The sequence below is a fragment of the Streptomyces sp. NPDC091289 genome (genome assembly GCF_044757365.1).
Classification (GTDB): Bacteria; Actinomycetota; Actinomycetes; order Streptomycetales; family Streptomycetaceae; genus Streptomyces.
Genome location: NZ_JBIVUT010000007.1, coordinates 267,054 through 289,015 on the forward strand (window position 1 = coordinate 267,054; position 21,962 = coordinate 289,015).

A 21,962-nucleotide genomic window follows, 5' to 3' on the forward strand; every position below is an offset into this window, starting at 1 on the left:
TCCTCCCGCGTCCCCCCGCGAGGTGCGCGTCCGGCTACGCTTCGGGCAGCAACGTGACCCAGGAGGCTGACATGGCGTGGACGTGGCGGTTCGAGAAGTCCGACGGTACGGAGACGGAGCCGGCGCTGCAGCCGGAGGAGTTCACCACCCAGGGCGACGCGGAGTCCTGGATCGGTGAGTACTGGAAAGAGCTCCTGGAGGGCGGCGCCGCACAGGTGACGCTCTTCGAGGACACCACCAAGATCTACGGCCCGATGAGTCTGCAGGCCGACAGCGCCTGACGTCCGGGTACGGCAGCGGGGTGGGGGGGGCCCGGCCCCCCCCGCCGGGCCCCCCCCCCCCCCCCCCCCCCCCCCCCGCGAACCCCCCCCCCCCCCCCCCCCCCCCGCGCGCCTGCCGGGGGTCGGGGCCGGGGGGGGGCCCCCCCGGCCCCCCCGGGGGCCCCCCACCCCGCTGCCGTACCCGGAGCGCTCAGATCTCCCCGAGCGTGACCTCCGCCGTCCGGCTGTCGCCGTCCCGCGTGTACGTCACCGTCACCTTCTGGCCCGGCTTGTCGCCCGCCAGCGCCTCGGAGAGCGAGGTGATCGTGGTGACCCCGGTGTCACCGATCTTCGTGATGATGTCCCCGGCCCGCAGCCCCGCCTCGTCCGCGGCCCCGCCCCGCTCCACGCTGACCAGCGCCACCCCGGCGGGGCGGTAGCTGTCGTCGACGACCGTGCGGCCGGTGATGTTCAGCGCGGCCCGGCCCGAGTCGGTGACCTTGCCGTCCTTGATGATCTGGTCGGCGACCGTCTTCACCATCGAGACGGGGATCGCGAAGCCGATGCCCGGCGCCGCGCTGTCGCCCATCTGCGGGTCGGTCGCCGCGAGGGTCGGAATGCCGATGACCTGGCTGTCCAGATCGACCAGCGCCCCGCCGCTGTTGCCCGGGTTGATCGCCGCGGACGTCTGCACCATGTTGGCGATGGTCGCGCCGGTGCCGCCGCCCGCCCGGCTCTCGCTCACGGTCCGGCCGAGCGCCGAGACGATGCCCTGGGTGACGCTGCTGGACAGGCCGAGCGGCGAGCCCATCGCCAGCACGATCTGCCCCACCTCGACCTTCTCCGCGTCGCCGAACTTCGCGGGCTTCAGCCCGTCCGGCACCTCGTCGAGCTTGATCACGGCCAGGTCCTGCTCCGGGTAGGAGGAGACCAGCGAGGCGTTCAGCACCGCCTCCCCGGTGGCGACGCTGACCTTGAACTTCTTCTCGTCGCCGACCACATGGGCATTGGTGACGATGTGTCCCTTGTCGTCGTAGACGACCCCGGAACCGAGGCTGTCCGAGGCGTCGATCTGCACCACCGACGGCAGCACGTCGTTGATGACGCCCTGGTAGGCGTCCTGGAGATCGTCGGGGGCGCGCTTCTTCACCGCGCCCTGCGCCGTGCCCGACGCGGGGGCCTCGGGGGCCGGGGCCGCCGGATCCGTACCGGAACAGCCGCCCGCCAGGGCGAGGGCGCAGACGGCCGCGGACAGGGGAAGCAGCAGCCTGCGCGCCCGGCTGCGGGAGGGGGATGCGTCCATATCCGGAGTCTGGTGCCCGGCCCGTTCGGGTGCCCGTGCTGTTGGGCCGAACGGGCCCGACGCCGTAACGCCCGACGACAGGCCCTAGCCGCGCACTCCGCACAGATGCAGCAGCGCCGCCACACCCCGGTACGGGTCGGTCCGCCCGGCCCGGTCCTCCAGGGTGAGGACCCGCTCCAGCTCCTCGGCCGGCAGCTCCTCGTCGTGGCCCACGTTGTCCGTGAAGACCCGCACCCCGTACCAGGCGTGCAGCGGCGCGGCGATGCCCGCGAGCGTGGCCCGCAGGGCGTCGAGCCGGTCCGCGCGCACCGTGAGGCCGCGACGGTCGGTGTACGTGGGGGTGTCGAAGGCGGTCAGGGCCGCGCCGAAGTCACCGGCGAGCCCCGGGCGCATCGCGAGCGCGTCCGCGTTCCGTACGAGCAGGGAGAGCAGGCCGCCGGGGGCCAGCATCCGGGCGAGCCCGGCCAGCATCGGGTCCGGCTCCTCGACGTACATCAGGACGCCGTGGCACAGCACCAGGTCGAAACTGCCGGGCAGGAAGTGCACACCGGTGTCCCGGCCGTCGCCCTCGGTGAGCCGGACGCGCTCCCGGATGCCCTCCGGCTCGGTCGCCAGGCACGCCCGGGCCGCCGCCAGCAGCTCGGCGTCCGATTCCAGGCCGGTCACCGAGTGACCGGCCCGCGCGAGGCGCAGCGCCTGGGTGCCCCGGCCCATGCCGACGTCCAGGACGCGCAGCCGCCGGCCCACCGGGAACCGCGCGGCTATCTGCTCGTCCAGCTGCCGCGCGACGAGCTCCTGGCGGACCCTGTCGCGTACGCCGACGGGACCTGCCGGCCAGGCCGGGGAGACCCCGGTGACGCCGGAGGTCTCCGTGCTCAGGGCCGCTCTCCGCGCTTGACCTGCGGCTTCGGAAGCCGCAGTCGGCGCATCTGGAGCGTGCGCATCAGGCCGTACGCCACGGCTCCGCGCTTCGGCGTGTCCGGGAAGCGCTCGCGCAGCTGCTTCTTCAGGCGCATCGACAGACCGATCGAGTCGATCACGATCAGGATGATCACGCCGAGCCAGAGCAGCAGCGAGATGCTCTGGATGTTCTGCACCTGGATCACGCTGAGGATCAGGATGATCACGGCGAGCGGCAGGAACCACTCGGCGATGCAGAAGCGCGAGTCCACGTAATCGCGGACGAAGCGCCGGACCGGGCCCTTGTCGCGGACCGGGAGATAGCGCTCGTCGCCCGACGCGAGCGCCTCACGCTGCCTGGCCAGGTCGGCGCGGCGCGCTTCGCGCTGGCGCTTCATGGCCGCCTTGCGGTCGGTCGGCGCGCTGGACGCGGCGCGTCGGCGCTGCGTCTGGGCCTCGCTTCGCTTGGGGGTGGGGCGACCCTTGGGTGCCTGCGGGTCGCGGGGCTGCTGGGAGAGGTCCGCCGTCACCTTGCCGGTGGGGGCCTTCTCTGTCTTGGAACGGCTACGGAACACAAAACCCAAGGGTACGGGGTCGGCGCGTGGACCCGGAGACCCGGGCGGGAACGATCCGGCAACGGACGGCGTCCCCGGTAGTGCCACAGCGGGCCGATACGGGCGTTAACCGCCTGTTCCGGTGTACGTCGACGAGCCGTCCCGGGGCTCCGCCTACACCCTGGGCGGGAGCCTTCACGGGACGCAGTCGTCCTTGGGGAGGAGCACATCGGGACTCGGACAGTGCGGTAATAGAGGCAGGGCCCGTACTGTGGGTTCTATCGGGAGTGCTGGAGCTCAGTCCGTCAGAAGGGGGCGCGCGAAGCCCATGAGCGGTGTCATGAAGCGTATGGGGATGCTTTTCCGCGCGAAGGCAAACAAGGCCCTTGACCGGGCCGAGGATCCGCGCGAGACCCTGGATTACTCGTACCAGAAGCAGCTGGAGCTGCTTCAGAAGGTGCGTCGCGGCGTCGCGGACGTCGCGACGTCCCGCAAGCGCCTGGAGCTGCAGCTGAACCAGCTGCAGGGCCAGTCGTCCAAGCTGGAGGACCAGGGCCGCAAGGCGCTGGCGCTGGGCCGTGAGGACCTGGCGCGCGAAGCGCTGTCCCGGCGTGCCGCCCTCCAGCAGCAGGTCACCGACCTGGAGACGCAGCACACCACGCTGCAGGGCGAGGAGGAGAAGCTCACCCTCGCGGCCCAGCGTCTGCAGGCCAAGGTCGACGCCTTCCGCACGAAGAAGGAGACCATCAAGGCCACCTACACGGCGGCGCAGGCCCAGACCCGGATCGGCGAGGCCTTCTCCGGCATCTCCGAGGAGATGGGCGACGTGGGCCTCGCGATCCAGCGGGCCGAGGACAAGACGCAGCAGCTCCAGGCGCGGGCCGGCGCCATCGACGAGCTGCTCGCCTCCGGCGCCCTGGACGACCCGACCGGCACGGCGAAGGACGACATCGCCGCCGAGCTGGACCGGATCTCCGGCGGCAGCGATGTGGAGCTGGAGCTGCAGCGCATGAAGGCCGAGCTGGCCGGCGGCTCCTCGTCCTCGCAGCAGGCCATCGAGGGCGGCGCCCAGGACGGTGCGCAGCAGTCGCAGCAGTCGTCCCCGCACAAGTTCGACAAGCAGTGAGGGCAGCGTCATGATCGTACGGATCATGGGGGAGGGCCAGGTCAAGCTGGCCGACAGTCACTTCGTCGAACTGAACGAGCTCGACGACGTCCTGCTGAAGGAGATGGAGAGCGGCGACGGCCCCGGCTTCCGCACCACGCTCCACGCGCTCCTGGACAAGGTGCGCGAGCTCGGCACTCCGCTGCCGGACGACTCCCTGGAGCCGTCCGAGCTGATCCTGCCGGCGCCCGACGCCACCCTCGAGGACGTCCGCGCCATGCTCGGCGACGACGGTCTCATCCCCAGCTGACTCCACGGGCCCCCGGCGGGCCCGTGGAGCGGCCGGGGCCCGCCGGGCCGGTGGAGCGGCCGCGTACCGTTGCTGGACGTGACCACCCTCTCGTCCGGCTTCGCGCGGGCCCGCCGCTGGCTCCGGGACCATCCCCTCGCGTTCGACGCGACGCTGGCCTTCGGCGCCCTCACCGCGATGATCTGCGGCTCCTTCGCCGACCCGGGCACCGGACACGGGCCGACGTTCGGCACCCGCACTCCCGAGCCGCTGAGCGTGCTCCTGATGGTGCTGACCGCCCTCGCTCTGGTCCAGCGGCGACGGCGGCCGATGGCGGTGCTCGCCGCCACCGGCATGCTCTCGGCCGCCGAGTACATCCTGATGGACCCGCCCGCCCCGGTCGTCATGAGCGCGGTCATCGCCCTCTACACCGTCGCCTCGCGCACCGACCGCCCCACCACCTGGCGGGTCGGGCTGCTCACCATGGGCGGGCTCACGGCGGCCGCCATGCTCTTCGGCTCGACGCCCTGGTACAGCCAGGAGAACCTCGGCGTGTTCGCCTGGACCGGGATGGCCGGGGCCGCCGGGGACGCCGTACGCAGCAGGCGCGCGTTCGTCGACGCCATCCGGGAGCGCGCCGAGCGGGCCGAGCGCACCCGTGAGGAGGAGGCCCGCCGCCGGGTCGCCGAGGAGCGGCTGCGGATCGCCCGGGACCTCCACGACGTCGTCGCCCACCACATCGCCCTCGTCAACGTCCAGGCCGGGGTCGCCGCCCACGTCATGGACAAGCGCCCGGACCAGGCCAAGGAAGCGCTCGCCCACGTCCGCGACGCCAGCCGCTCCGCACTCAACGAACTCCGGGTCACCGTCGGCCTCCTGCGCCAGCAGGGCGACCCCGAGGCGCCCACCGAACCGGCCCCCGGGCTCGCCGTCCTCGGCGAGCTGGTCACCACCTTCCGCAACGCCGGGCTCCCCGTCGAGGTGGCCTGCGCCGAGGGCGGGAAGCAGCTGCCCGCCGCCGTGGACCTGGCCGCCTACCGGGTCATCCAGGAGGCCCTGACCAATGTCCGCAAGCACGCGGGCGCCGGGGCCAAGGCCGAGGTGAGCGTCGTACGGGTGGGGGCCACCGCCGAGGTCACCGTGCTCGACAACGGCCGGGGGAGCGCCTCCCGGCGGCCCGGCGCCGGACCGGGCGGCACCGCGGGCGACGGCCTGGACAGCGGCGGCCACGGCCTGCTCGGCATGCGCGAACGCGTCACCGCCCTCGGCGGCGCCCTCACCGCGGGACCTCGGTACGGCGGCGGCTTCCGGGTCCATGCGATCCTTCCGGTCGAGGCCCGCACGGGTGAACCGGAGCGGCCGGGCACAGCGGGCGGGACGGGGTTCTGCCGATGACCCAGCCGACACCGGAATCTGCGCCACCGCCGACGCCGGACGCGCCGATCAGGGTGCTGCTCGCCGACGACCAGGCGCTGCTGCGCAGCGCGTTCCGGGTGCTGGTGGACTCCGAGCCGGACATGGAAGTGGTCGGCGAGGCCGCCGACGGGGCCCGGGCGGTCGAGCTGGCCCGCGCCACGGGCCCCGACGTGGTGCTCATGGACATCCGGATGCCGGGCACCGACGGGCTCGCCGCGACCCGCATGATCAGCGCCGACCCGGAGCTGTCCGCGGTGCGGGTGGTCATGCTCACCACCTTCGAGGTCGACGAGTACGTGGTCCAGTCGCTGCGCGCCGGAGCCTCCGGCTTCCTCGGCAAGGGCGCGGAGCCGGACGAACTCCTCAACGCCATCCGGATCGCCGCGGCCGGCGAGGCGCTGCTCTCCCCGGCGGCCACCAAGGGGCTCATCGCCACGTTCCTGGCCCAGGGCGGCAGCGCGGGGGAGGGGCCGGAAAGCGCCGAGTACGCGGAGCGGCTGGCGGCGCTCACCGGCCGCGAACGCGAGGTGCTGGTGCAGGTCGCGGGCGGCCACTCCAACGACCGGATCGCCGAGCGGCTCGCGGTCAGCCCGCTCACCGTCAAGACCCATGTGAACCGGGCGATGGCGAAGCTGGGGGCCCGGGACCGGGCGCAATTGGTGGTCATCGCCTACGAATCGGGCCTGGTGCGCCCCCGGGCGGACTGACCGGGCAGCGGTACGGCGTACTTCGGTGTACTCCACCTGCGGTATGCGCGGCATAAGAAAGCAGCCCGGGGGGCGACGTTTCGGCGACGCGCAGCGGAGATCGTAGATCTGGGCTGGAGGTGTCCCCCTGTTTTCCCTCCCCGCCCCTCTGCCGCGTACGCCACAGAAGAGAGACCCACCCATGTCCTGGCTGTCCAGATTCAGCCTCGCGCAAAGGGCCCTGATCGGGCTGATCTCGATTGTCGCGCTGGTCTTCGGCGCGATAGCGATCCCGCAGCTCAAGCAGCAGCTGCTGCCGACCATCGAACTGCCGATGGTCTCGGTGCTGGCGCCCTACCAGGGTGCGTCTCCCGATGTGGTCGAGAAGCAGGTCGTCGAGCCCCTGGAGAACTCCCTCAAGGCCGTCGACGGCGTCGAGGGCATCACCTCCACCGCCAGTGAGGGCAACGCCCTCATCATGGCGACCTTCGACTTCGGCGACGAGGGCACCAAGCAGCTCGTCGCGGACATCCAGCAGGCGGTCAACCGGGCCCGCGCCCAGCTGCCCGACGGTGTCGACCCGCAGGTCATCGCCGGTTCCACGGACGACATCCCGACCGTGGTCCTCGCCGTCACCTCCGACAAGGACCAGCAGGTCCTCGCCGACCAGCTCGACCGCACGGTCGTCCCGGCCCTCCAGGACATCGACGGCGTCGGCCAGGTCATGGTGGACGGTGTGCGGGACCTCCAGGTCTCCGTCGTCCCCGACGACAAGAAGCTCGCCGCGGCCGGCCTGAACGCGGGCACGCTCTCCCAGGCACTCCAGGCGGGCGGCGCCACGGTGCCGGCCGGTTCCTTCTCCGAGTCCGGCAAGAGCCGCACCATCCAGGTCGGCGGCGCGTTCACCTCGCTGCGGCAGATCGAGGACCTCCAGGTCGTCGCCAAGGACCCGGCGGGCGGACCGGACGGTCCGGGCAAGCCGGTGCGCGTCGGCGATGTCGCCGAGGTGAAGCAGGAGCCGTCCACGGCGGTCTCCATCACCCGCACCAACGGCAAGCCGAGCCTCGCCGTGATGGCGACGATGGACAAGGACGGCAGCGCCGTCGCCATCTCGGACGCCGTCCAGGACAAGCTTCCCGACCTCCGCAAGGACCTGGGCAGCGGCGCCGAGCTGACGGTCGTCTCCGACCAGGGCCCCGCCGTCTCCAAGTCGATCTCGGGCCTCACCACGGAGGGCGCGCTCGGCCTGCTCTTCGCGGTCATCGTGATCCTGGTCTTCCTCGCCTCGATCCGTTCGACGCTGGTCACCGCGGTCTCCATCCCGCTCTCGATCGTCCTCGCGCTGATCGTGCTGTGGACCCGCGACCTGTCGCTCAACATGCTCACGCTCGGCGCGCTCACCATCGCCATCGGCCGGGTCGTCGACGACTCGATCGTGGTCCTGGAGAACATCAAGCGTCACCTCGGCTACGGGGAGGAGCGCCACGCGGCGATCATCACCGCGGTCAAGGAGGTCGCCGGAGCGGTCACCTCCGCCACCCTCACCACCGTCGCGGTCTTCCTGCCCATCGGTCTGGTCGGCGGCATGGTCGGCCAGCTCTTCGGCTCGTTCTCGCTGACCATCACCGCGGCCCTGCTGGCCTCCCTGCTGGTCTCGCTCACCGTCGTCCCGGTGCTGTCGTACTGGTTCCTGCGCGCGCCCAAGGGCACCCCCGAGGACGCGGCGGAAGCCCGCCGCATCGCCGAGGAGAAGGAAGCGGCCAGCCGGCTCCAGCGGATCTACGTCCCGGTCCTGCGCTTCGCGACCGGCCGCCGGATCACCAGCCTCGTCATCGCCGTCGCCGTGCTCTTCGGCACCTTCGGGATGGTCCCGCTGCTGAAGACGAACTTCTTCGACGCCGGTGAGCAGGAGGTCCTGAGCGTCAAGCAGGAACTCACCCCCGGCACCAGCCTGGAAGCCGCCGACGAGGCGGCCCGCAAGGTCGAGAAGGTCCTCCAGGAGGACAAGGGCGTCAAGGACTACCAGGTCACCGTCGGCTCCTCCGGCTTCATGGCCGCCTTCGGCGGCGGCACGGGCGCCAACCAGGCCTCCTACCAGGTCACCCTGAAGGACGCCGCGGACTACGAGGACGCCCAGGACCGTATCGACGAGGCCCTCGGCAAGCTCGACGGCATCGGCGACACCACCATCGCCGCGGGCGACGGCTTCGGCTCCCAGGACCTCAGCGTCGTGGTCAAGGCCGCCGACGGGGACGTCCTGAAGAAGGCCGCCGAGGCGGTCCGCACCGAGGTCGCCACCATCAAGGACGTCACCGACGTCCAGAGCGACCTGGCGCAGAGCGTCCCGCGCATCTCCGTCACGGCCAACGACAAGGCGGCCGCCGCCGGATTCGACTCCGCCGCCCTCGGCGGGATCGTCGCCGGAGCCGTACGCGGCACGCCCGCCGGCACCGCGACGCTGGACGACACCGAGCGCGACATCGTCATCCGGTCCGCCAGCCCGGCCGCCACCATGGCCGAGCTGAAGGCCCTGCCGCTCGGCCCGGTCAAGCTCGGCGACATCGCCGACGTGAAGGTGGTCCCCGGCCCGGTCTCCATGACCCGGATCGACGGACAGCGCTCGGCGACGATCACCGCCAAGCCCGTCAGCGACAACACCGGCGCCGTCAGCACCGATCTCGCCAAGAAGATCGACGCCCTGGACCTCCCCGAGGGCGCCACCGCCACCATCGGCGGCGTCACCGAGGACCAGAACGAGGCCTTCGCCCAGCTCGGCCTCGCCATGCTGGCGGCCATCGCGATCGTCTTCATGCTGCTGGTGGCCACGTTCCGGTCGCTCGTCCAGCCGCTGATCCTGCTGGTCTCCGTCCCGTTCGCGGCGACCGGCGCCCTGGCCCTCCTGCTCATCACGGGCACCCCGCTGGGCATTCCCGCGATGATCGGCATGCTGATGCTCATCGGCATCGTGGTCACCAACGCGATCGTGCTGATCGACCTGATCAACCAGTACCGGGCCCAGGGCCTCGGCATCATGGAAGCCGTCATCGAGGGCGGTCGCCACCGCTTCCGCCCGATCCTGATGACGGCGCTCGCGACCATCTTCGCCCTGCTCCCGATGGCGCTCGGCGTCACCGGCGAGGGCGGCTTCATCTCGCAGCCGCTGGGCATCGTCGTCATCGGCGGCCTGATCAGTTCCACGCTGCTGACCCTGCTGCTCGTGCCGACGCTGTACGCGATGGTCGAGCTCCGCAAGGAACGCCGCGCCAAGAAGAAGGCCGCCAAGCGCGCGGCCAAGGCCGGTGTTCCGGACCAGCCGGAGCCGGAGGAGGCCCGCGAGGCCGAGCCCGCGCAGGCCTGACCCGATAGCGGGAAACAGGAAAGGGGCCTGTCCCACGCAGCCGCGTGGGGCAGGCCCCTTCCGTTTCCCGTACGCGCGAGCCTCAGGCGTCCCCGCCGAGCGCCCGGATGATCCGCTGCCACGTCCGCCCGCGCGGATCGGGGCGGCGGACGCTCAGCGCGACGGTCTCCCGCACCAGCCGGGCGCGGGTCTCCTCGTCGGCCTTGTGCAGGAGCGCGGCCAGGTCGTCCGGTTCGAAGCCCTCGGTCGCACCGGCGAGCACCAGGGCCACCTGCGCGTGGGCGAGCGAGGAGAGCCGGTCGCCGAAGACCTGGCCCTCGATGCCCCCGCCGTGCATCAGCGCCACGCCGTCCCCGGCCTCCAACGCCCGGTCCACGTACGCCTGGAGGGCCTCCCGGTCCTCGACGAGGCGGTACGCGGCGGCCACGCCCTCGGCGCGGCCGATGTCGAGCAGCGCGACATGGGCCAGCGGGGTGTCGTCGGGCGGCTGCACGGTCAGCAGACGCGGGTGCTCCTCCAGATACGCCCGGGACTCCGCCCAGTCCGCGCACTCCAGCCACTGGGCCAACTGCTCCTGGAGGATCAGCGGATCGTAGGCGGCGGTCACCCCGTGGACGAGGACGGCCTCGCGGAGCAGGGCGTGCCGCTGGGCGCCGCGCGGGTCCAGGACCGCCAGCTCGTCCAGGGCCGTCGCCGCTCCCGCGCTGCCGAGGACCTCGGCGTTGCGGGACCAGAAGTCGCGGGACCGGGGCCAGTCCGGCGCGAACACCCAGGCGTTGACGAGGTCCAGGGTCTCCGCCGGCAGGGCGAGCCAGTCCGGCACCGGCGTGAAGGTCTCGTCCTCCCACGCCGTGCGCACCGCCGCGGTGTCACCGTACGCGCGCAGCGCCTGCCGGGCCCGTACGGTCACGGTGTCCGCGCCGCCGGTCCGCTCCGCGTCCTCGTCGAGCCAGGTCACCAGCTCGGTCACCCCGGTCGCGGGCCAGGGGTCGGGGCAGCGCAGCAGGAAGGCGCTCCGCTCCACGCCCAGCCGCCGGGCGGTCGCCGGGCCGGCCCCGGCGAACTGCTTGACGCTCTCGTCGAACTCCTCGATCGCCGCCGCGTGTTCGCCGGTACGGGCGAGCGCCCGGGCCAGGTCGTCGAGGGCGGAGACCAGGGCGGCGTCGGGAGCGCCAGGAGTCTCCAGCGCCAGGGAACGGCGGAGGGCCACCGCTTCCCAGAACGCCTCCACCGCCCCCTCGGCGTCCCCGGTGAGCTCCACATACGTGCCGAGCAACTGGAGGGAGTCGGCCAGATCGGCCAGGACGGCGTCCCCCTGTTCGCGCAGGAGATCGACGGACTCCCGCACCGGGGCCGAGGCCTCCTCCGGGCCGCCGGTGCCGGCCAGGCTCCGGGCGAGGGTGCGCAGCGCGGCGGCGAGGCCCGGGCGGAAGTCCTCGGGGCGCTCGGCCGTCAACGCGCGGTACAGGGCGACGGCTTCCTCCGCCACCCGGCGGCCCGCCCCGATGTCACCGGCCTGGTTGAGGTGACCGGCCAGGCCGTCCATGGCCGCGGCCAGCTCCGGGCGGAAGACGTCCGGCCGCTCCGCGGCGAGTGCGCGGAAGCGGCTGCGCGCCTCCTGGGCCGCGTCGATCGCCCCGGAGATGTCGCTCACGGTCGCGCGGTGGTGGCCGAGGGCGTGGAGCGCCCCGGCGAGCCGGGGGAGGAAGACGCCCGGCTCCTCCTCGGCGAGGCCCCGGAGGAGCCCGACGGCCTCCTCCGCCTGCGGCACGGCCGCCAGGGCCTCCCCGGCGCCCACCAGCCGCGTGGCGTAGGTGAGGAGGTACTCCGCGAGCGCCGGGACGGACGCGCCCGGCTCCTCCTCCTCGACCAGTTCGCGCTGGAGCCGTACGGACTGCTTCGCGAACGGCACGGCGGCCGCCGGGTCCCCGGTGTCGGCGACGCGGTCGCCCAGGGCGCCCATCGTCAGGGCCAGCTCCGCCTGGTAGTCCCCGGGGCGCTTCATACCGAGCTCGGCGTAGATCCGCGCGGCCTCCTTCGCGGTCGCCAGCGCGCCGGTGCGGTCCCCGCCGGCGGAGCGCCGGTTCGACAGCAGGTGCAGGGCGTGGGCCAGCGCGGGCAGGCCGGTGGCGGGGTCCCGCTCGGCGGCGCCGCGCCGGCTGCGTACCTCCTCCTCGGCACGCGCCAACGCATCGGCGACGTTCCCCTCCCGCTCTGCGCCCGCCCCACGCGCCTCGTCGCCCACGCCCGTCCCAGGGTCCTCGTAGCTCATACCCGCCCCACTGTTCTCGCCGTTCATTCCGGTCGGCCTCATCGGCCCCGCCCACGCGAAGATTCGCTGCGGTGAGTAGCAGCGTAGTTACGGGGCGAGGTCGCCGACTGCCGTATACGGGAACAGGCACGCGAAAACCCCGGTACGCCGACCTGCGGCATACCGGGGCTTCCGGCGGGGCACGGCGTCCGTTACGGCAGCGCCAGCATCCGCTCCAGGGCGAGCTTGGCGTACTTCTCCGTCTCCGGGTCGACCTCGATCCGGTTGACGAGCTTGCCGTCGGCCAGCGACTCCAGGGTCCAGACCAGGTGCGGCAGGTCGATGCGGTTCATCGTCGAGCAGAAGCAGACCGTCTTGTCGAGGAAGACGATCTCCTTGTCCTCCGCGGCGAAACGGTTCGCCAGTCGGCGGACCAGGTTCAGCTCCGTGCCGATGGCCCACTTCGAGCCGCGCGGGGCCGCCTCCAGGGCCTTGATGATGTACTCCGTCGAGCCCACGTAGTCCGCGGCGGCGACGACCTCGTGCTTGCACTCGGGGTGCACCAGCACGTTGACCCCGGGCATCCGGGCCCGGACGTCCTCGACCGACTCGACCGAGAAGCGGCCGTGGACCGAGCAGTGCCCGCGCCACAGGATCATCTTCGCGTCGCGCAGCTGCTCGGCGGTGAGGCCGCCGTTCGGCTTGTGCGGGTTGTAGAGGACGCAGTCCTCCAGGGTCAGGCCCATGTCCCGCACGGCCGTGTTGCGGCCCAGGTGCTGGTCGGGCAGGAAGAGGATCTTCTCGCCCTGCTCGAAGGCCCACTCCAGGGCCCGCTTCGCGTTCGAGGACGTACAGATCGTGCCGCCGTGCTTGCCGGTGAAGGCCTTGATGTCGGCGGAGGAGTTCATGTACGAGACGGGCACCACCTGATCGGCGACCCCGGCCTCCGTCAGCACGTCCCAGCACTCGGCGACCTGCTCGGCGGTGGCCATGTCGGCCATCGAGCAGCCGGCCGCCAGGTCGGGCAGGACGACCGCCTGGGCGTCCGTGGTCAGGATGTCAGCGGACTCGGCCATGAAGTGGACGCCGCAGAAGACGATGTACTCGGCCTCCGGGCGCGCGGCCGCGTCGCGGGCCAGCTTGAACGAGTCGCCGGTGACGTCCGCGAACTGGATGACCTCGTCGCGCTGGTAGTGGTGGCCGAGGACGAACACCTTGTCCCCGAGCTTCTCCTTCGCGGCGCGGGCGCGCTCCACCAGGTCCGGGTCGGACGGGGAGGGGAGGTCGCCGGGGCATTCGACGCCGCGCTCGCTCCTCGGGTCGGCCTCGCGGCCGAGCAGCAGCAGTGCGAGCGGCGTCGGCTGTACGTCCAGGGGCTGGGCCGTGGTCACGTCACGCACCCTTTCTTCTCTGCGTTCTGCTGTGCGCTTCTGCGAACGCGCCTTTTCGTCTATTTGACGCTATCTATGATAGCTGCTTCGTGTCACTTTGACGATGCCGATAGCGTCGATGTGACGCATCCCCCGGGCGGCCGGGTGTGCGAGCATGAAAAGGAACAGACAAGCGCTTGGCCCGGAATGAATCCGCGGGTCTGGCGGTTGAACCGTCGGCAAGCACTCCGTACAACCCGGGAGAGAAGCAGATGTCCGTATCGGACGAGACCACCACCGTGAGCGACGGCATCCTCCTGTCCGACGCCGCCGCCGGCAAGGTCAAGGGCCTGCTGGAGCAGGAAGGCCGCGAGGACCTGGCGCTGCGCGTCGCCGTTCAGCCCGGCGGTTGCTCGGGCCTGCGCTACCAGCTCTTCTTCGACGAGCGTTCGCTCGACGGTGACGTCGTCAAGGACTTCGACGGCGTCAAGGTCGTCACCGACCGGATGAGCGCCCCGTACCTGGGCGGCGCCTCCATCGACTTCGTCGACACCATCGAGAAGCAGGGCTTCACGATCGACAACCCGAACGCCACCGGCTCCTGCGCCTGCGGCGACTCGTTCAGCTAAACGCTGCGAGCACGGCACACGAAGGCGGCCCCGGGATTCCTTCCCGGGGCCGCCTCCGTACGTCCGCGTCAGCCGCGCGGCACCGCACCGCCCGACGCCGCGTCGATCACCGTGCGGTCGCCCAGCGGCTTCTCCAGCGTCACCGTCCGGGTCAGCTCCTTGGCGATCATGATGCAGGCCTTCTTGCCCTCCTGCGGCTTCTCCGTGACCGAGATCCGCACCTGGCCCGCGCTCTCCTCCGCGCTCGCCGTGTACGTGCTGCACACGCCGCCCCAGAAGGTCACCTCAAGGGTCCGCCCGTCCGCACCGTACGAGGTCACCTTCCGGTCCCCGGCGGGCGTCGTCGGGGCATCCGGCTTCTCGATGAACTTCGGGTCCACGGCGACCTGCGTGACGACGTGCTCAGGGCCGCCCGGCGCCTGCTGGACCGTGAACAGCCAGGACGGCACCAGCGTCTGCCGGCCGTCCACGTAGTTCAGCGCGAGACCGAACACCGCGTCCTCGACCGTCTGCGTCACCGGGGCCCGCTTGCCGTTCGGCGGCACGCACTGCGGGTCCGACGGGGACTTCTGCTCACCCTCCAGCGGTACGGGAGTGGCGCAGCCGCCGATGTCCCGCTCGGCGTCGCCCTTGCCCCGGCTCGCCGCGTTCAGCTGCTTCAGCGCCTCGTCCGCGCCGACCGTCGGGTAGGTGGCGCCCTTCTCCAGCGCCTTCAGATGTCCGCTGCCGCCGGTCACCTTGCCGTCCGGGCCCACCTGGACACCGGTCGACCAGCCGTACGTCGGGAGCCCGTCGATCTTCGGGTCGGCGTTCACCACGCGGACGTCGCCCATCAGCTGGCCCGCGTTCAGGGCCGCGTCGTCCTGCCCGGCCGCCTTGAGCACCGGGACCGCGGCCGCCTTCGCCGCCTTCTCGCTCACCGGGTCGCCCGGCTCCGCGGGCCCGTTCGCACACATCTTCCCCGGGTCGCACGGCTTGGTGGGGGTGGTGCGGGCGAAGGTCCAGGTGCCCGGGGCCTGCTTCGTCACCTTCAGGAGCGCACCGGGGCCGTCGTCGTCGCCGACCACCCAGGACGTGCCCTCGGTGCGCGGCGAGCCCGGGATGCCCAGCGCCTTCGCCAGCCGGGCGACATCGGCCGGGGCCACCGTGCCCTTCGCGTGGTGGACCGCCGCCTTGTCCGGCCCGTCCGGGAGCTCGCCCGCGGCCCGGTAGGTCACGGGCGGGCCGCCCGGGTCCGGTTCGCCGGGTGCGATGCCCGGGGGAGGGGTGTCCGAGGACGAGGAGGCGCCGTCCGGGGAGGTGCCGGCCGGGCCGTCCGCCGCGGCGTCCAGGGCCAGCAGCGGGGCGGAGTCCTTCGCCGCCGCACCGCTGTCCGCCGCGCCGCCGTCGCCCGAAGCGGTCGAGGCCCAGTACGCCCCGCCGCCCCCGGCCAGCAGCACGGCCGCGGCCACCGAGGCCACCGCGAGCGGCGGACGCCGCCGCCGGGGGCCGGTCACGTCGTTGTCGGGTCGCTCGGTGCTCACCGGATCGCTCCTTCGACTGCGTTGCCGTCGCGGTGCCTACCGCGTGTCCCCGGACGGGGACACCGGTGGGACGGAGCAGAGGAGCGTGCGGTTCCCGAGGCCGGGGGCGACCCGGACGCGGGCACCGTACGGATCCTGCCGGAACCTGCGGGGAAAGGGCCGAAAGGTGATGCCGTCCGGCCCGGACCGGCCGGTCCTCAGTCGCCGTACTCGGACATCGCATCGATCAGCCGCGCCGACGAGGGCGGCACCGTCACCCCGTTGATCAGGGACGGCTTCACCGGGACCGGGGCGTTCTTCGCGGGCGCCGTCCAGTGTGGCGCCATCCGCGCGCAGTCACCGCGCAGTGCGGCCAGGCTCAATTCCGACTCGGGCAATGCGGTGTGCTTCGACATATCCGCACCGTAACCACGGTCGAGCTCAGGTAGAAAGCCCTACTATCGGGTAGTTTTCCCTTTTCCTGGCTGTCGGCTCACCCGGTAGCGTGAACTGTCACGTCGTCCCGGAGGGCGCACTCACGGCCCTTCGCCTTCCGCAGGAGTAGCCTCCCCGTGCGTATTGCAGTCACCGGCTCGATCGCCACTGACCACCTCATGACCTTCCCCGGCCGCTTCGCCGACCAGCTGGTCGCGGATCAGCTGCACACGGTCTCCCTGTCCTTCCTGGTCGACAACCTCGATGTGCGCCGGGGCGGTGTCGCCGCCAACATCTGCTTCGGGATGGGCCTGCTCGGCACCGAGCCGATCCTCGTGGGCGCCGCCGGGGCCGACTTCGACGAGTACCGCGCGTGGCTCGACCGCCACGGCGTCGAGACCGGTTCGGTCCGTATCTCCGAGGTACTGCACACCGCCCGCTTCGTCTGCACCACCGACTCCGACCACAACCAGATCGGCTCCTTCTACACGGGCGCGATGAGCGAGGCCCGCCTCATCGAGCTGAAGAACGTCTCCGACCGCGTCGGCGGCCTCGACCTCGTCTCCATCGGCGCCGACGACCCCGAGGCGATGCTCCGCCACACGGAGGAGTGCCGCTCCCGGAACATCCCGTTCGCCGCCGACTTCTCGCAGCAGATCGCGCGGATGGACGGCGAAGAGATCCGCATCCTCCTCGACGGCGCCACCTACCTCTTCTCCAACGAGTACGAGAAGGGGCTCATCGAGTCCAAGACCGGCTGGAGCGACGAGGAGATCCTCGCCAAGGTCGGCCACCGTGTCACCACCCTCGGCGCCCGCGGTGTCCGGATCGAGCGGGCCGGCGAGCCGGTCATCGAGGTCGGCTGCCCCGAGGAGGAGACCAAGGCCGACCCCACCGGCGTCGGCGACGCCTTCCGGGCCGGCTTCCTCTCCGGCCTCGCCTGGGGCGTCAACCTGGAGCGCGCCGCCCAGGTCGGCTGCATGCTCGCCACCCTGGTCATCGAGACGGTCGGCACCCAGGAGTACACCCTGCGCCGCACCCACTTCATGGACCGCTTCACCAAGGCGTACGGCCACGAGGCCGCCGCCGAGGTCCGTCAGCACCTGGCCTGATCAGCTGAGCCGGCGGACCACATAGGCCGAGCCGCGGTCCGCCGGCTCCTCGCCCACGTACTCCTGGCCCCGCATCTCGCACCAGGCCGGGATGTCCAGGCGCGCCGCCTCGTCGTCGGCGAGCACCGTCACCGTGGCGCCCACCGCTACCTCTCCGATCACCTTTGCGAGCTCGATCACCGGGATCGGGCAGCGCCGGCCCAGCGCGTCGACCACCAGGGACGCGGCGGGGGAGGGGGAGGGGGGCGCGGACACCGGGGCCCCGAGCCTCTCCCGTACGTCGGCGACCAGGCCCGGGAGGATCTCCAGGAAGCGGTCCACGTCCGCCGAGGCCGCCCCCGGCGGCAGCGACACCCGGACGTTCCCCTCCGAGAGCACCCCCATCGCCTTGAGCACATGGCTCGGAACCAGCGTGCTGCTCGTGCAGGACGAACCGGACGACACGGAGAATTCCCTCCGGTCCAGCTCATGCAGCAGGGTCTCCCCGTCGACATAGAGACAGGAGAAGGTGACCAGATGCGGCAGCCGCCGCTCCGGATCGCCCACCACCTCGACATCGGGCACCCGCTCCGCCACGACCGACCGGATCCGGTCCACCAGGGCCCGCAGCCGCACCGACTCCGCCGCCGCCTCACTCCGTACCGCGCGCAGCGAGGCCGCCGCCGCCACGATCGCCGGCAGGTTCTCGAACCCCGCCGCCCGCCCCGACTCCCGCTCCCCGGCCGGTCCTTGGGGCGCGAAGCGCACCCCCTTGCGGACCGCGAGCAGCCCCACCCCGGCCGGACCGCCCCACTTGTGCGCGCTCGCCGTCAGCAGCGACCAGCCACCCGGGACCGGGCCCCAGCCGAGCGACTGGGCCGCGTCCACCAGCAGCGGCACCCCGGCCTCCGTACAGAGCGCGGCGACCTCGGCCACCGGCTGCTCGGTGCCCACCTCGTGGTTGGCCGACTGGAGACAGGCCAGCGCGGTGTCCGCCCGCAGCGCCGCGCCGTACACCGCCGGGTCCACCACCCCCGACCGCTCCACCGGGACCTCGGTGGACGAGCCGCCCGCCGCCTCGTGGGCCGCCGCCGAATGGAGCACCGACGAGTGTTCGACCGCCGAGAGGGCCAGATGGCGGCCGACACGCCGACGCCCCGAAAGAGCCCCGGCAATTCCCGCGTGCACCGCCGTCGTCCCCGAAGAGGTGAAGACCAGCTCGTCCGGGCGGCATCCGACGGCCTCCGCGGCAGCCTCCCGGGCCGCGTCCAGCAGCAGCCGGGCCCGCCGTCCCTCCCGGTACAGCCGGGCGGGATCGGCCCAGCCCTCGTCGAGCGCGGCAAGCAGCGCCTGGCGTGCGACGGGGTGCAGGGGGGCGGCGGAGGCGGCATCGAAGTAGGGCACCCGGCCACGCTAGCCCGCAACCGCCCCCACCTCGCCGGGGGCCGCCGTTCCCGGACGGGCGAGTGGCCGTCAGATGGGGGCCGGAGGCCCGGATTCCACCCCAAGGGGGTGTCGGGCGGCGCGTTGGGCACCCTCCCCGCGCGACCCCAAATAGCGTCCAGTAGGGTTTGGTCCGCATAAACATCCAAACCCCTGCCCGCGTCAGGGCCGGCGACCGACCAGAGACATACGGGCGCGCCGACCGTGCGGGCGAGACTCTCGGGAAGGCGCTACGTGAGTCCCAACGGCTCCGACCGCTCGTCGCGGCGCCCGATGCGGCGGAAGCTGCCGCAGGTGCTGACTGCGGGCCTGGTCCTGGCGACGGCCTCCGGTTGTTCATACAACTGGGAGGATTTCCCCCGCCTCGGAATGCCCACACCGGTAACGGAAGAGGCCCCTCGGATCCTCTCCCTCTGGCAAGGCTCGTGGGCGGCAGCGCTCATCACGGGTGTCCTTGTCTGGGGGCTGATCCTCTGGAGCGTCTTCTTCCACCGGCGTAGCCGGACCAAGGTGGAGGTACCTCCGCAGACCAGGTACAACATGCCCATCGAGGCGTTGTACACAGTGGTTCCCCTCATCATCGTCTCGGTGCTCTTCTACTTCACCGCGCGAGATGAGTCGAAGCTCCTCGAGCTCTCCGAGAAGCCCGCCCACACCATCAATGTGGTCGGCTTCCAGTGGAGCTGGGGCTTCAACTACATCGAGAAGGTGGACGGCCAGCCCGCGGCGGGCCCCGAGCTCCCCAAGGAACTCGACGCCATCCCCGACCGGTTCCGCAAGGACTTCCCCGAGGGCGCCGGCGGCGTCTACGACGTGGGCATCCCCGGGACCCGCAATCCGCAGAACGGCAACCCGGGTCCGACCCTGTGGCTGCCGAAGGGCGAGAAGGTCCGCTTCGTCCTCACTTCGCGTGACGTCATCCACTCCTTCTGGGTGGTGCCGTTCCTCATGAAGCAGGACGTCATCCCGGGCCACACCAACGCGTTCGAGGTCACTCCCAACCGGGAGGGCACCTTCATGGGCAAGTGCGCCGAGCTCTGTGGCGCCGACCACTCCCGGATGCTCTTCAACGTCAAGGTCGTCTCCCCGGAGCGTTACCAGCAGCACCTCAAGGAGCTGGCTGAGAAGGGTCAGACGGGCTACGTGCCGGCAGGCATCGCGCAGACCGACCCGGCCAGGAATGCGGAGAAGAACCAACTGTGAGCATCCTCAACGAACCTCAGGGTGCCGCTCCGGCAGACGACTCGTACGAGGACGAGCTGCCCGTGCGGCGCAAGCAGCCGGGAAACATCGTCGTGAAGTGGCTGACCACCACCGACCACAAGACGATCGGTACGCTCTACCTGGTCACGTCGTTCGCGTTCTTCTGCATCGGCGGACTCATGGCGCTCTTCATGCGCGCCGAGCTGGCCCGTCCCGGCACGCAGATCATGTCGAACGAGCAGTTCAACCAGGCGTTCACGATGCACGGCACGATCATGCTGCTGATGTTCGCGACGCCGCTGTTCGCCGGATTCGCGAACTGGATCATGCCGCTGCAGATCGGCGCGCCCGACGTGGCGTTCCCGCGGCTGAACATGTTCGCGTACTGGCTGTACCTCTTCGGCTCGCTCATCGCGGTGGCCGGCTTCCTCACCCCGCAGGGTGCGGCCGACTTCGGCTGGTTCGCCTACTCCCCGCTCTCGGACGCGGTCCGTTCGCCGGGTGTCGGCGCCGACATGTGGATCATGGGTCTGGCCTTCTCCGGCTTCGGCACGATCCTCGGCTCGGTCAACTTCATCACCACGATCATCTGCATGCGCGCACCCGGCATGACGATGTTCCGCATGCCGATCTTCACCTGGAACGTCCTGCTGACCGGTGTTCTGGTCCTGCTGGCCTTCCCGGTCCTGGCCGCCGCGCTCTTCGCGCTGGAGGCCGACCGAAAATTCGGGGCGCATATCTTCGACGCGGCCAATGGCGGCGCATTGCTCTGGCAACACCTCTTCTGGTTCTTCGGCCATCCAGAGGTGTACATCATCGCGCTACCATTCTTCGGAATCATTTCCGAGGTCATCCCGGTATTCAGCCGCAAGCCGATGTTCGGCTACATCGGTCTGATCTCCGCGACGATCGCCATCGCCGGCCTTTCCGTGACGGTGTGGGCGCACCACATGTACGTCACGGGCGGTGTGCTGTTGCCGTTCTTCTCGTTCATGACGTTCCTCATCGCGGTGCCAACGGGTGTGAAGTTCTTCAACTGGATCGGCACGATGTGGAAGGGATCGTTGTCCTTCGAGACACCGATGCTCTGGGCCGTCGGCTTCCTGATCACCTTCACCTTCGGTGGTCTGACCGGCGTCATCCTCGCCTCGCCCCCGATGGACTTCCACGTCTCGGACTCGTACTTCGTCGTCGCGCACTTCCACTACGTCATCTTCGGCACCGTGGTCTTCGCGATGTTCTCCGGATTCCACTTCTGGTGGCCGAAGTTCACCGGCAAGATGCTGGACGAGCGGCTCGGCAAGATCACGTTCTGGACGCTGTTCGTGGGCTTCCACGGCACGTTCCTGGTGCAGCACTGGCTCGGCGCCGAGGGCATGCCGCGTCGTTACGCGGACTATCTCAACGCCGACGGCTTCACCGCGCTGAACACGATCTCGACGATCTCCTCGTTCCTGCTCGGCCTGTCGATGCTCCCGTTCTTCTACAACGTCTGGAAGACCGCGAAGTACGGCAAGAAGATCGAGGTCGACGACCCGTGGGGTTACGGCCGCTCGCTGGAGTGGGCGACCTCCTGCCCGCCGCCGCGGCACAACTTCCTCACCCTGCCGCGGATCCGTTCCGAATCCCCGGCGTTCGACCTGCACCACCCGGAGATCACGGCGCTCGAACAGCTCGATCACCTCTCCGAGTCGGACAAGGCCCTCGCCGGCGGCAAGGAGGCAGGCAAGTGAAGATCCAGGGACAGATGTTCATCTGGCTGAGCGTCTTCATCCTCGCCATGGCCGCCGTGTACGGCCTGTGGTCGAAGGAGCCGGTCGGCACCACGGCGCTCTTCCTGGCCTTCGGGCTCTCCATCATGATCGGCTTCTACCTGGCCTTCACGGCCAACCGGGTCGACGCGATGGCCCAGGACAACAAGGAAGCGGACGTCGCCGACGAGGCGGGCGAGCTGGGGTTCTTCTCCCCGCACAGCTGGCAGCCGCTCTCGCTGGCGGTCGGTGGCGCCTTCGCCTTCATGGGCGTCGTCTTCGGCTGGTGGCTCCTGTACTTCTCCGCCCCCCTGCTCCTGATCGGCCTCTTCGGCTGGGTCTTCGAGTACTACCGGGGCGAGAACCGCACCCAGTGACACCGCACTCCGTGACACCGCTCGGGCGGTGACACGCGC

Annotated in this window: 19 protein-coding genes; 11 read left to right on the top strand and 8 right to left on the bottom strand. The window is 71.2% G+C overall.

From position 1 onward, the window contains the following. The first annotated feature begins 71 nt into the window (after window positions 1-71). A complete protein-coding gene (locus tag ACIQPT_RS11840) occupies window positions 72-281 on the top strand; it encodes a hypothetical protein (RefSeq protein WP_030080718.1) in 210 nt (69 codons plus the stop codon). 190 nt (window positions 282-471) lie between these two features. Here ACIQPT_RS11840 and ACIQPT_RS11845 read toward each other — a convergent pair whose 3' ends face one another. The 3 genes from ACIQPT_RS11845 to ACIQPT_RS11855 all read right to left on the bottom strand — a co-directional run bounded on the left by ACIQPT_RS11845 (window position 472) and on the right by ACIQPT_RS11855 (window position 3,038). Continuing rightward, entirely contained in the window at window positions 472-1,563 is a 1,092-nt protein-coding gene (locus ACIQPT_RS11845; protein WP_401155072.1) for a S1C family serine protease, read from the bottom strand. 84 nt (window positions 1,564-1,647) lie between these two features. Beyond that, entirely contained in the window at window positions 1,648-2,340 is a 693-nt protein-coding gene (locus ACIQPT_RS11850) for a methyltransferase domain-containing protein (protein WP_401155170.1), read from the bottom strand. Between the two features lie 98 nt (window positions 2,341-2,438). Then, window positions 2,439-3,038 (bottom strand): DUF3043 domain-containing protein, encoded by a 600-nt coding sequence (locus tag ACIQPT_RS11855; RefSeq protein ID WP_401155074.1) that lies wholly within the window; start codon window positions 3,036-3,038, stop codon window positions 2,439-2,441. Between the two features lie 319 nt (window positions 3,039-3,357). Here ACIQPT_RS11855 and ACIQPT_RS11860 point away from each other — a divergent pair, with 319 nt between their 5' ends. The 5 genes from ACIQPT_RS11860 (at window position 3,358) to ACIQPT_RS11880 (ending at window position 9,871) form a co-directional block, all read left to right on the top strand. Beyond that, complete coding sequence (locus ACIQPT_RS11860; protein WP_401155075.1) at window positions 3,358-4,143, top strand: PspA/IM30 family protein; 786 nt, start codon at window positions 3,358-3,360, stop codon at window positions 4,141-4,143. 10 nt (window positions 4,144-4,153) lie between these two features. After that, window positions 4,154-4,432 (top strand): hypothetical protein, encoded by a 279-nt coding sequence (locus tag ACIQPT_RS11865; protein WP_401155077.1) that lies wholly within the window; start codon window positions 4,154-4,156, stop codon window positions 4,430-4,432. A 78-nt stretch (window positions 4,433-4,510) separates the two neighbouring features. Next, a complete protein-coding gene (locus ACIQPT_RS11870; protein WP_401155078.1) occupies window positions 4,511-5,806 on the top strand; it encodes a sensor histidine kinase in 1,296 nt (431 codons plus the stop codon). Then, a complete protein-coding gene (locus ACIQPT_RS11875; RefSeq protein WP_401155080.1) occupies window positions 5,803-6,534 on the top strand; it encodes a response regulator in 732 nt (243 codons plus the stop codon). The genes ACIQPT_RS11870 and ACIQPT_RS11875 overlap by 4 nt, the downstream gene beginning before the upstream one ends. A 181-nt stretch (window positions 6,535-6,715) precedes the next feature. Continuing rightward, a complete protein-coding gene (locus tag ACIQPT_RS11880; protein WP_401155082.1) occupies window positions 6,716-9,871 on the top strand; it encodes an efflux RND transporter permease subunit in 3,156 nt (1,051 codons plus the stop codon). An 82-nt stretch (window positions 9,872-9,953) separates the two neighbouring features. Here ACIQPT_RS11880 and ACIQPT_RS11885 read toward each other — a convergent pair whose 3' ends face one another. Continuing rightward, on the bottom strand, window positions 9,954-12,143 hold the full coding sequence (locus tag ACIQPT_RS11885) for a tetratricopeptide repeat protein (protein WP_401155084.1): 2,190 nt from the start codon (window positions 12,141-12,143) through the stop codon (window positions 9,954-9,956). A 191-nt stretch (window positions 12,144-12,334) separates the two neighbouring features. Then, window positions 12,335-13,513, bottom strand: coding sequence for a quinolinate synthase NadA (gene nadA, locus ACIQPT_RS11890; protein ID WP_401155085.1), 1,179 nt, complete (start codon window positions 13,511-13,513; stop codon window positions 12,335-12,337). Between the two features lie 251 nt (window positions 13,514-13,764). Here nadA and ACIQPT_RS11895 point away from each other — a divergent pair, with 251 nt between their 5' ends. Then, entirely contained in the window at window positions 13,765-14,121 is a 357-nt protein-coding gene (locus ACIQPT_RS11895) for a HesB/IscA family protein (RefSeq protein WP_371623013.1), read from the top strand. Window positions 14,122-14,189: 68 nt separating this feature from the next. Here the strand turns inward: ACIQPT_RS11895 and ACIQPT_RS11900 are convergent, their stop codons facing one another. Further along, complete coding sequence (locus ACIQPT_RS11900) at window positions 14,190-15,644, bottom strand: hypothetical protein (protein ID WP_401155087.1); 1,455 nt, start codon at window positions 15,642-15,644, stop codon at window positions 14,190-14,192. 197 nt (window positions 15,645-15,841) lie between these two features. Next, window positions 15,842-16,039, bottom strand: coding sequence for a hypothetical protein (locus ACIQPT_RS11905; protein WP_401155088.1), 198 nt, complete (start codon window positions 16,037-16,039; stop codon window positions 15,842-15,844). Window positions 16,040-16,195: 156 nt separating this feature from the next. Between ACIQPT_RS11905 and ACIQPT_RS11910 the strand changes: the two genes are divergently transcribed. Further along, the gene (locus ACIQPT_RS11910; protein WP_401155090.1) at window positions 16,196-17,170 is read left to right on the top strand and encodes a carbohydrate kinase family protein; all 975 of its coding nucleotides are present in this window, start codon (window positions 16,196-16,198) and stop codon (window positions 17,168-17,170) included. Here ACIQPT_RS11910 and ACIQPT_RS11915 read toward each other — a convergent pair whose 3' ends face one another. Then, window positions 17,171-18,553: a cysteine desulfurase/sulfurtransferase TusA family protein gene (locus ACIQPT_RS11915; RefSeq protein WP_401155092.1), complete on the bottom strand. Its 1,383-nt coding sequence runs from the start codon at window positions 18,551-18,553 to the stop codon at window positions 17,171-17,173. Between the two features lie 273 nt (window positions 18,554-18,826). On the opposite strand from ACIQPT_RS11915, the gene coxB reads away from it, so the two are divergent. Genes coxB through ACIQPT_RS11930 form a run of 3 tightly spaced genes read left to right on the top strand, consistent with a single transcriptional unit; the run spans window position 18,827 to window position 21,923 of the window. Further along, window positions 18,827-19,795 (top strand): cytochrome c oxidase subunit II, encoded by a 969-nt coding sequence (gene coxB, locus ACIQPT_RS11920; RefSeq protein ID WP_401155094.1) that lies wholly within the window; start codon window positions 18,827-18,829, stop codon window positions 19,793-19,795. Further along, complete coding sequence (gene ctaD, locus ACIQPT_RS11925; protein WP_401155096.1) at window positions 19,792-21,528, top strand: cytochrome c oxidase subunit I; 1,737 nt, start codon at window positions 19,792-19,794, stop codon at window positions 21,526-21,528. Before coxB ends, ctaD begins: the two co-directional genes overlap by 4 nt. Beyond that, window positions 21,525-21,923, top strand: a complete 399-nt coding sequence (locus tag ACIQPT_RS11930; protein ID WP_030086552.1) for a cytochrome c oxidase subunit 4 — start codon at window positions 21,525-21,527, stop codon at window positions 21,921-21,923. Before ctaD ends, ACIQPT_RS11930 begins: the two co-directional genes overlap by 4 nt. The last annotated feature ends 39 nt before the right edge of the window (window positions 21,924-21,962 follow it).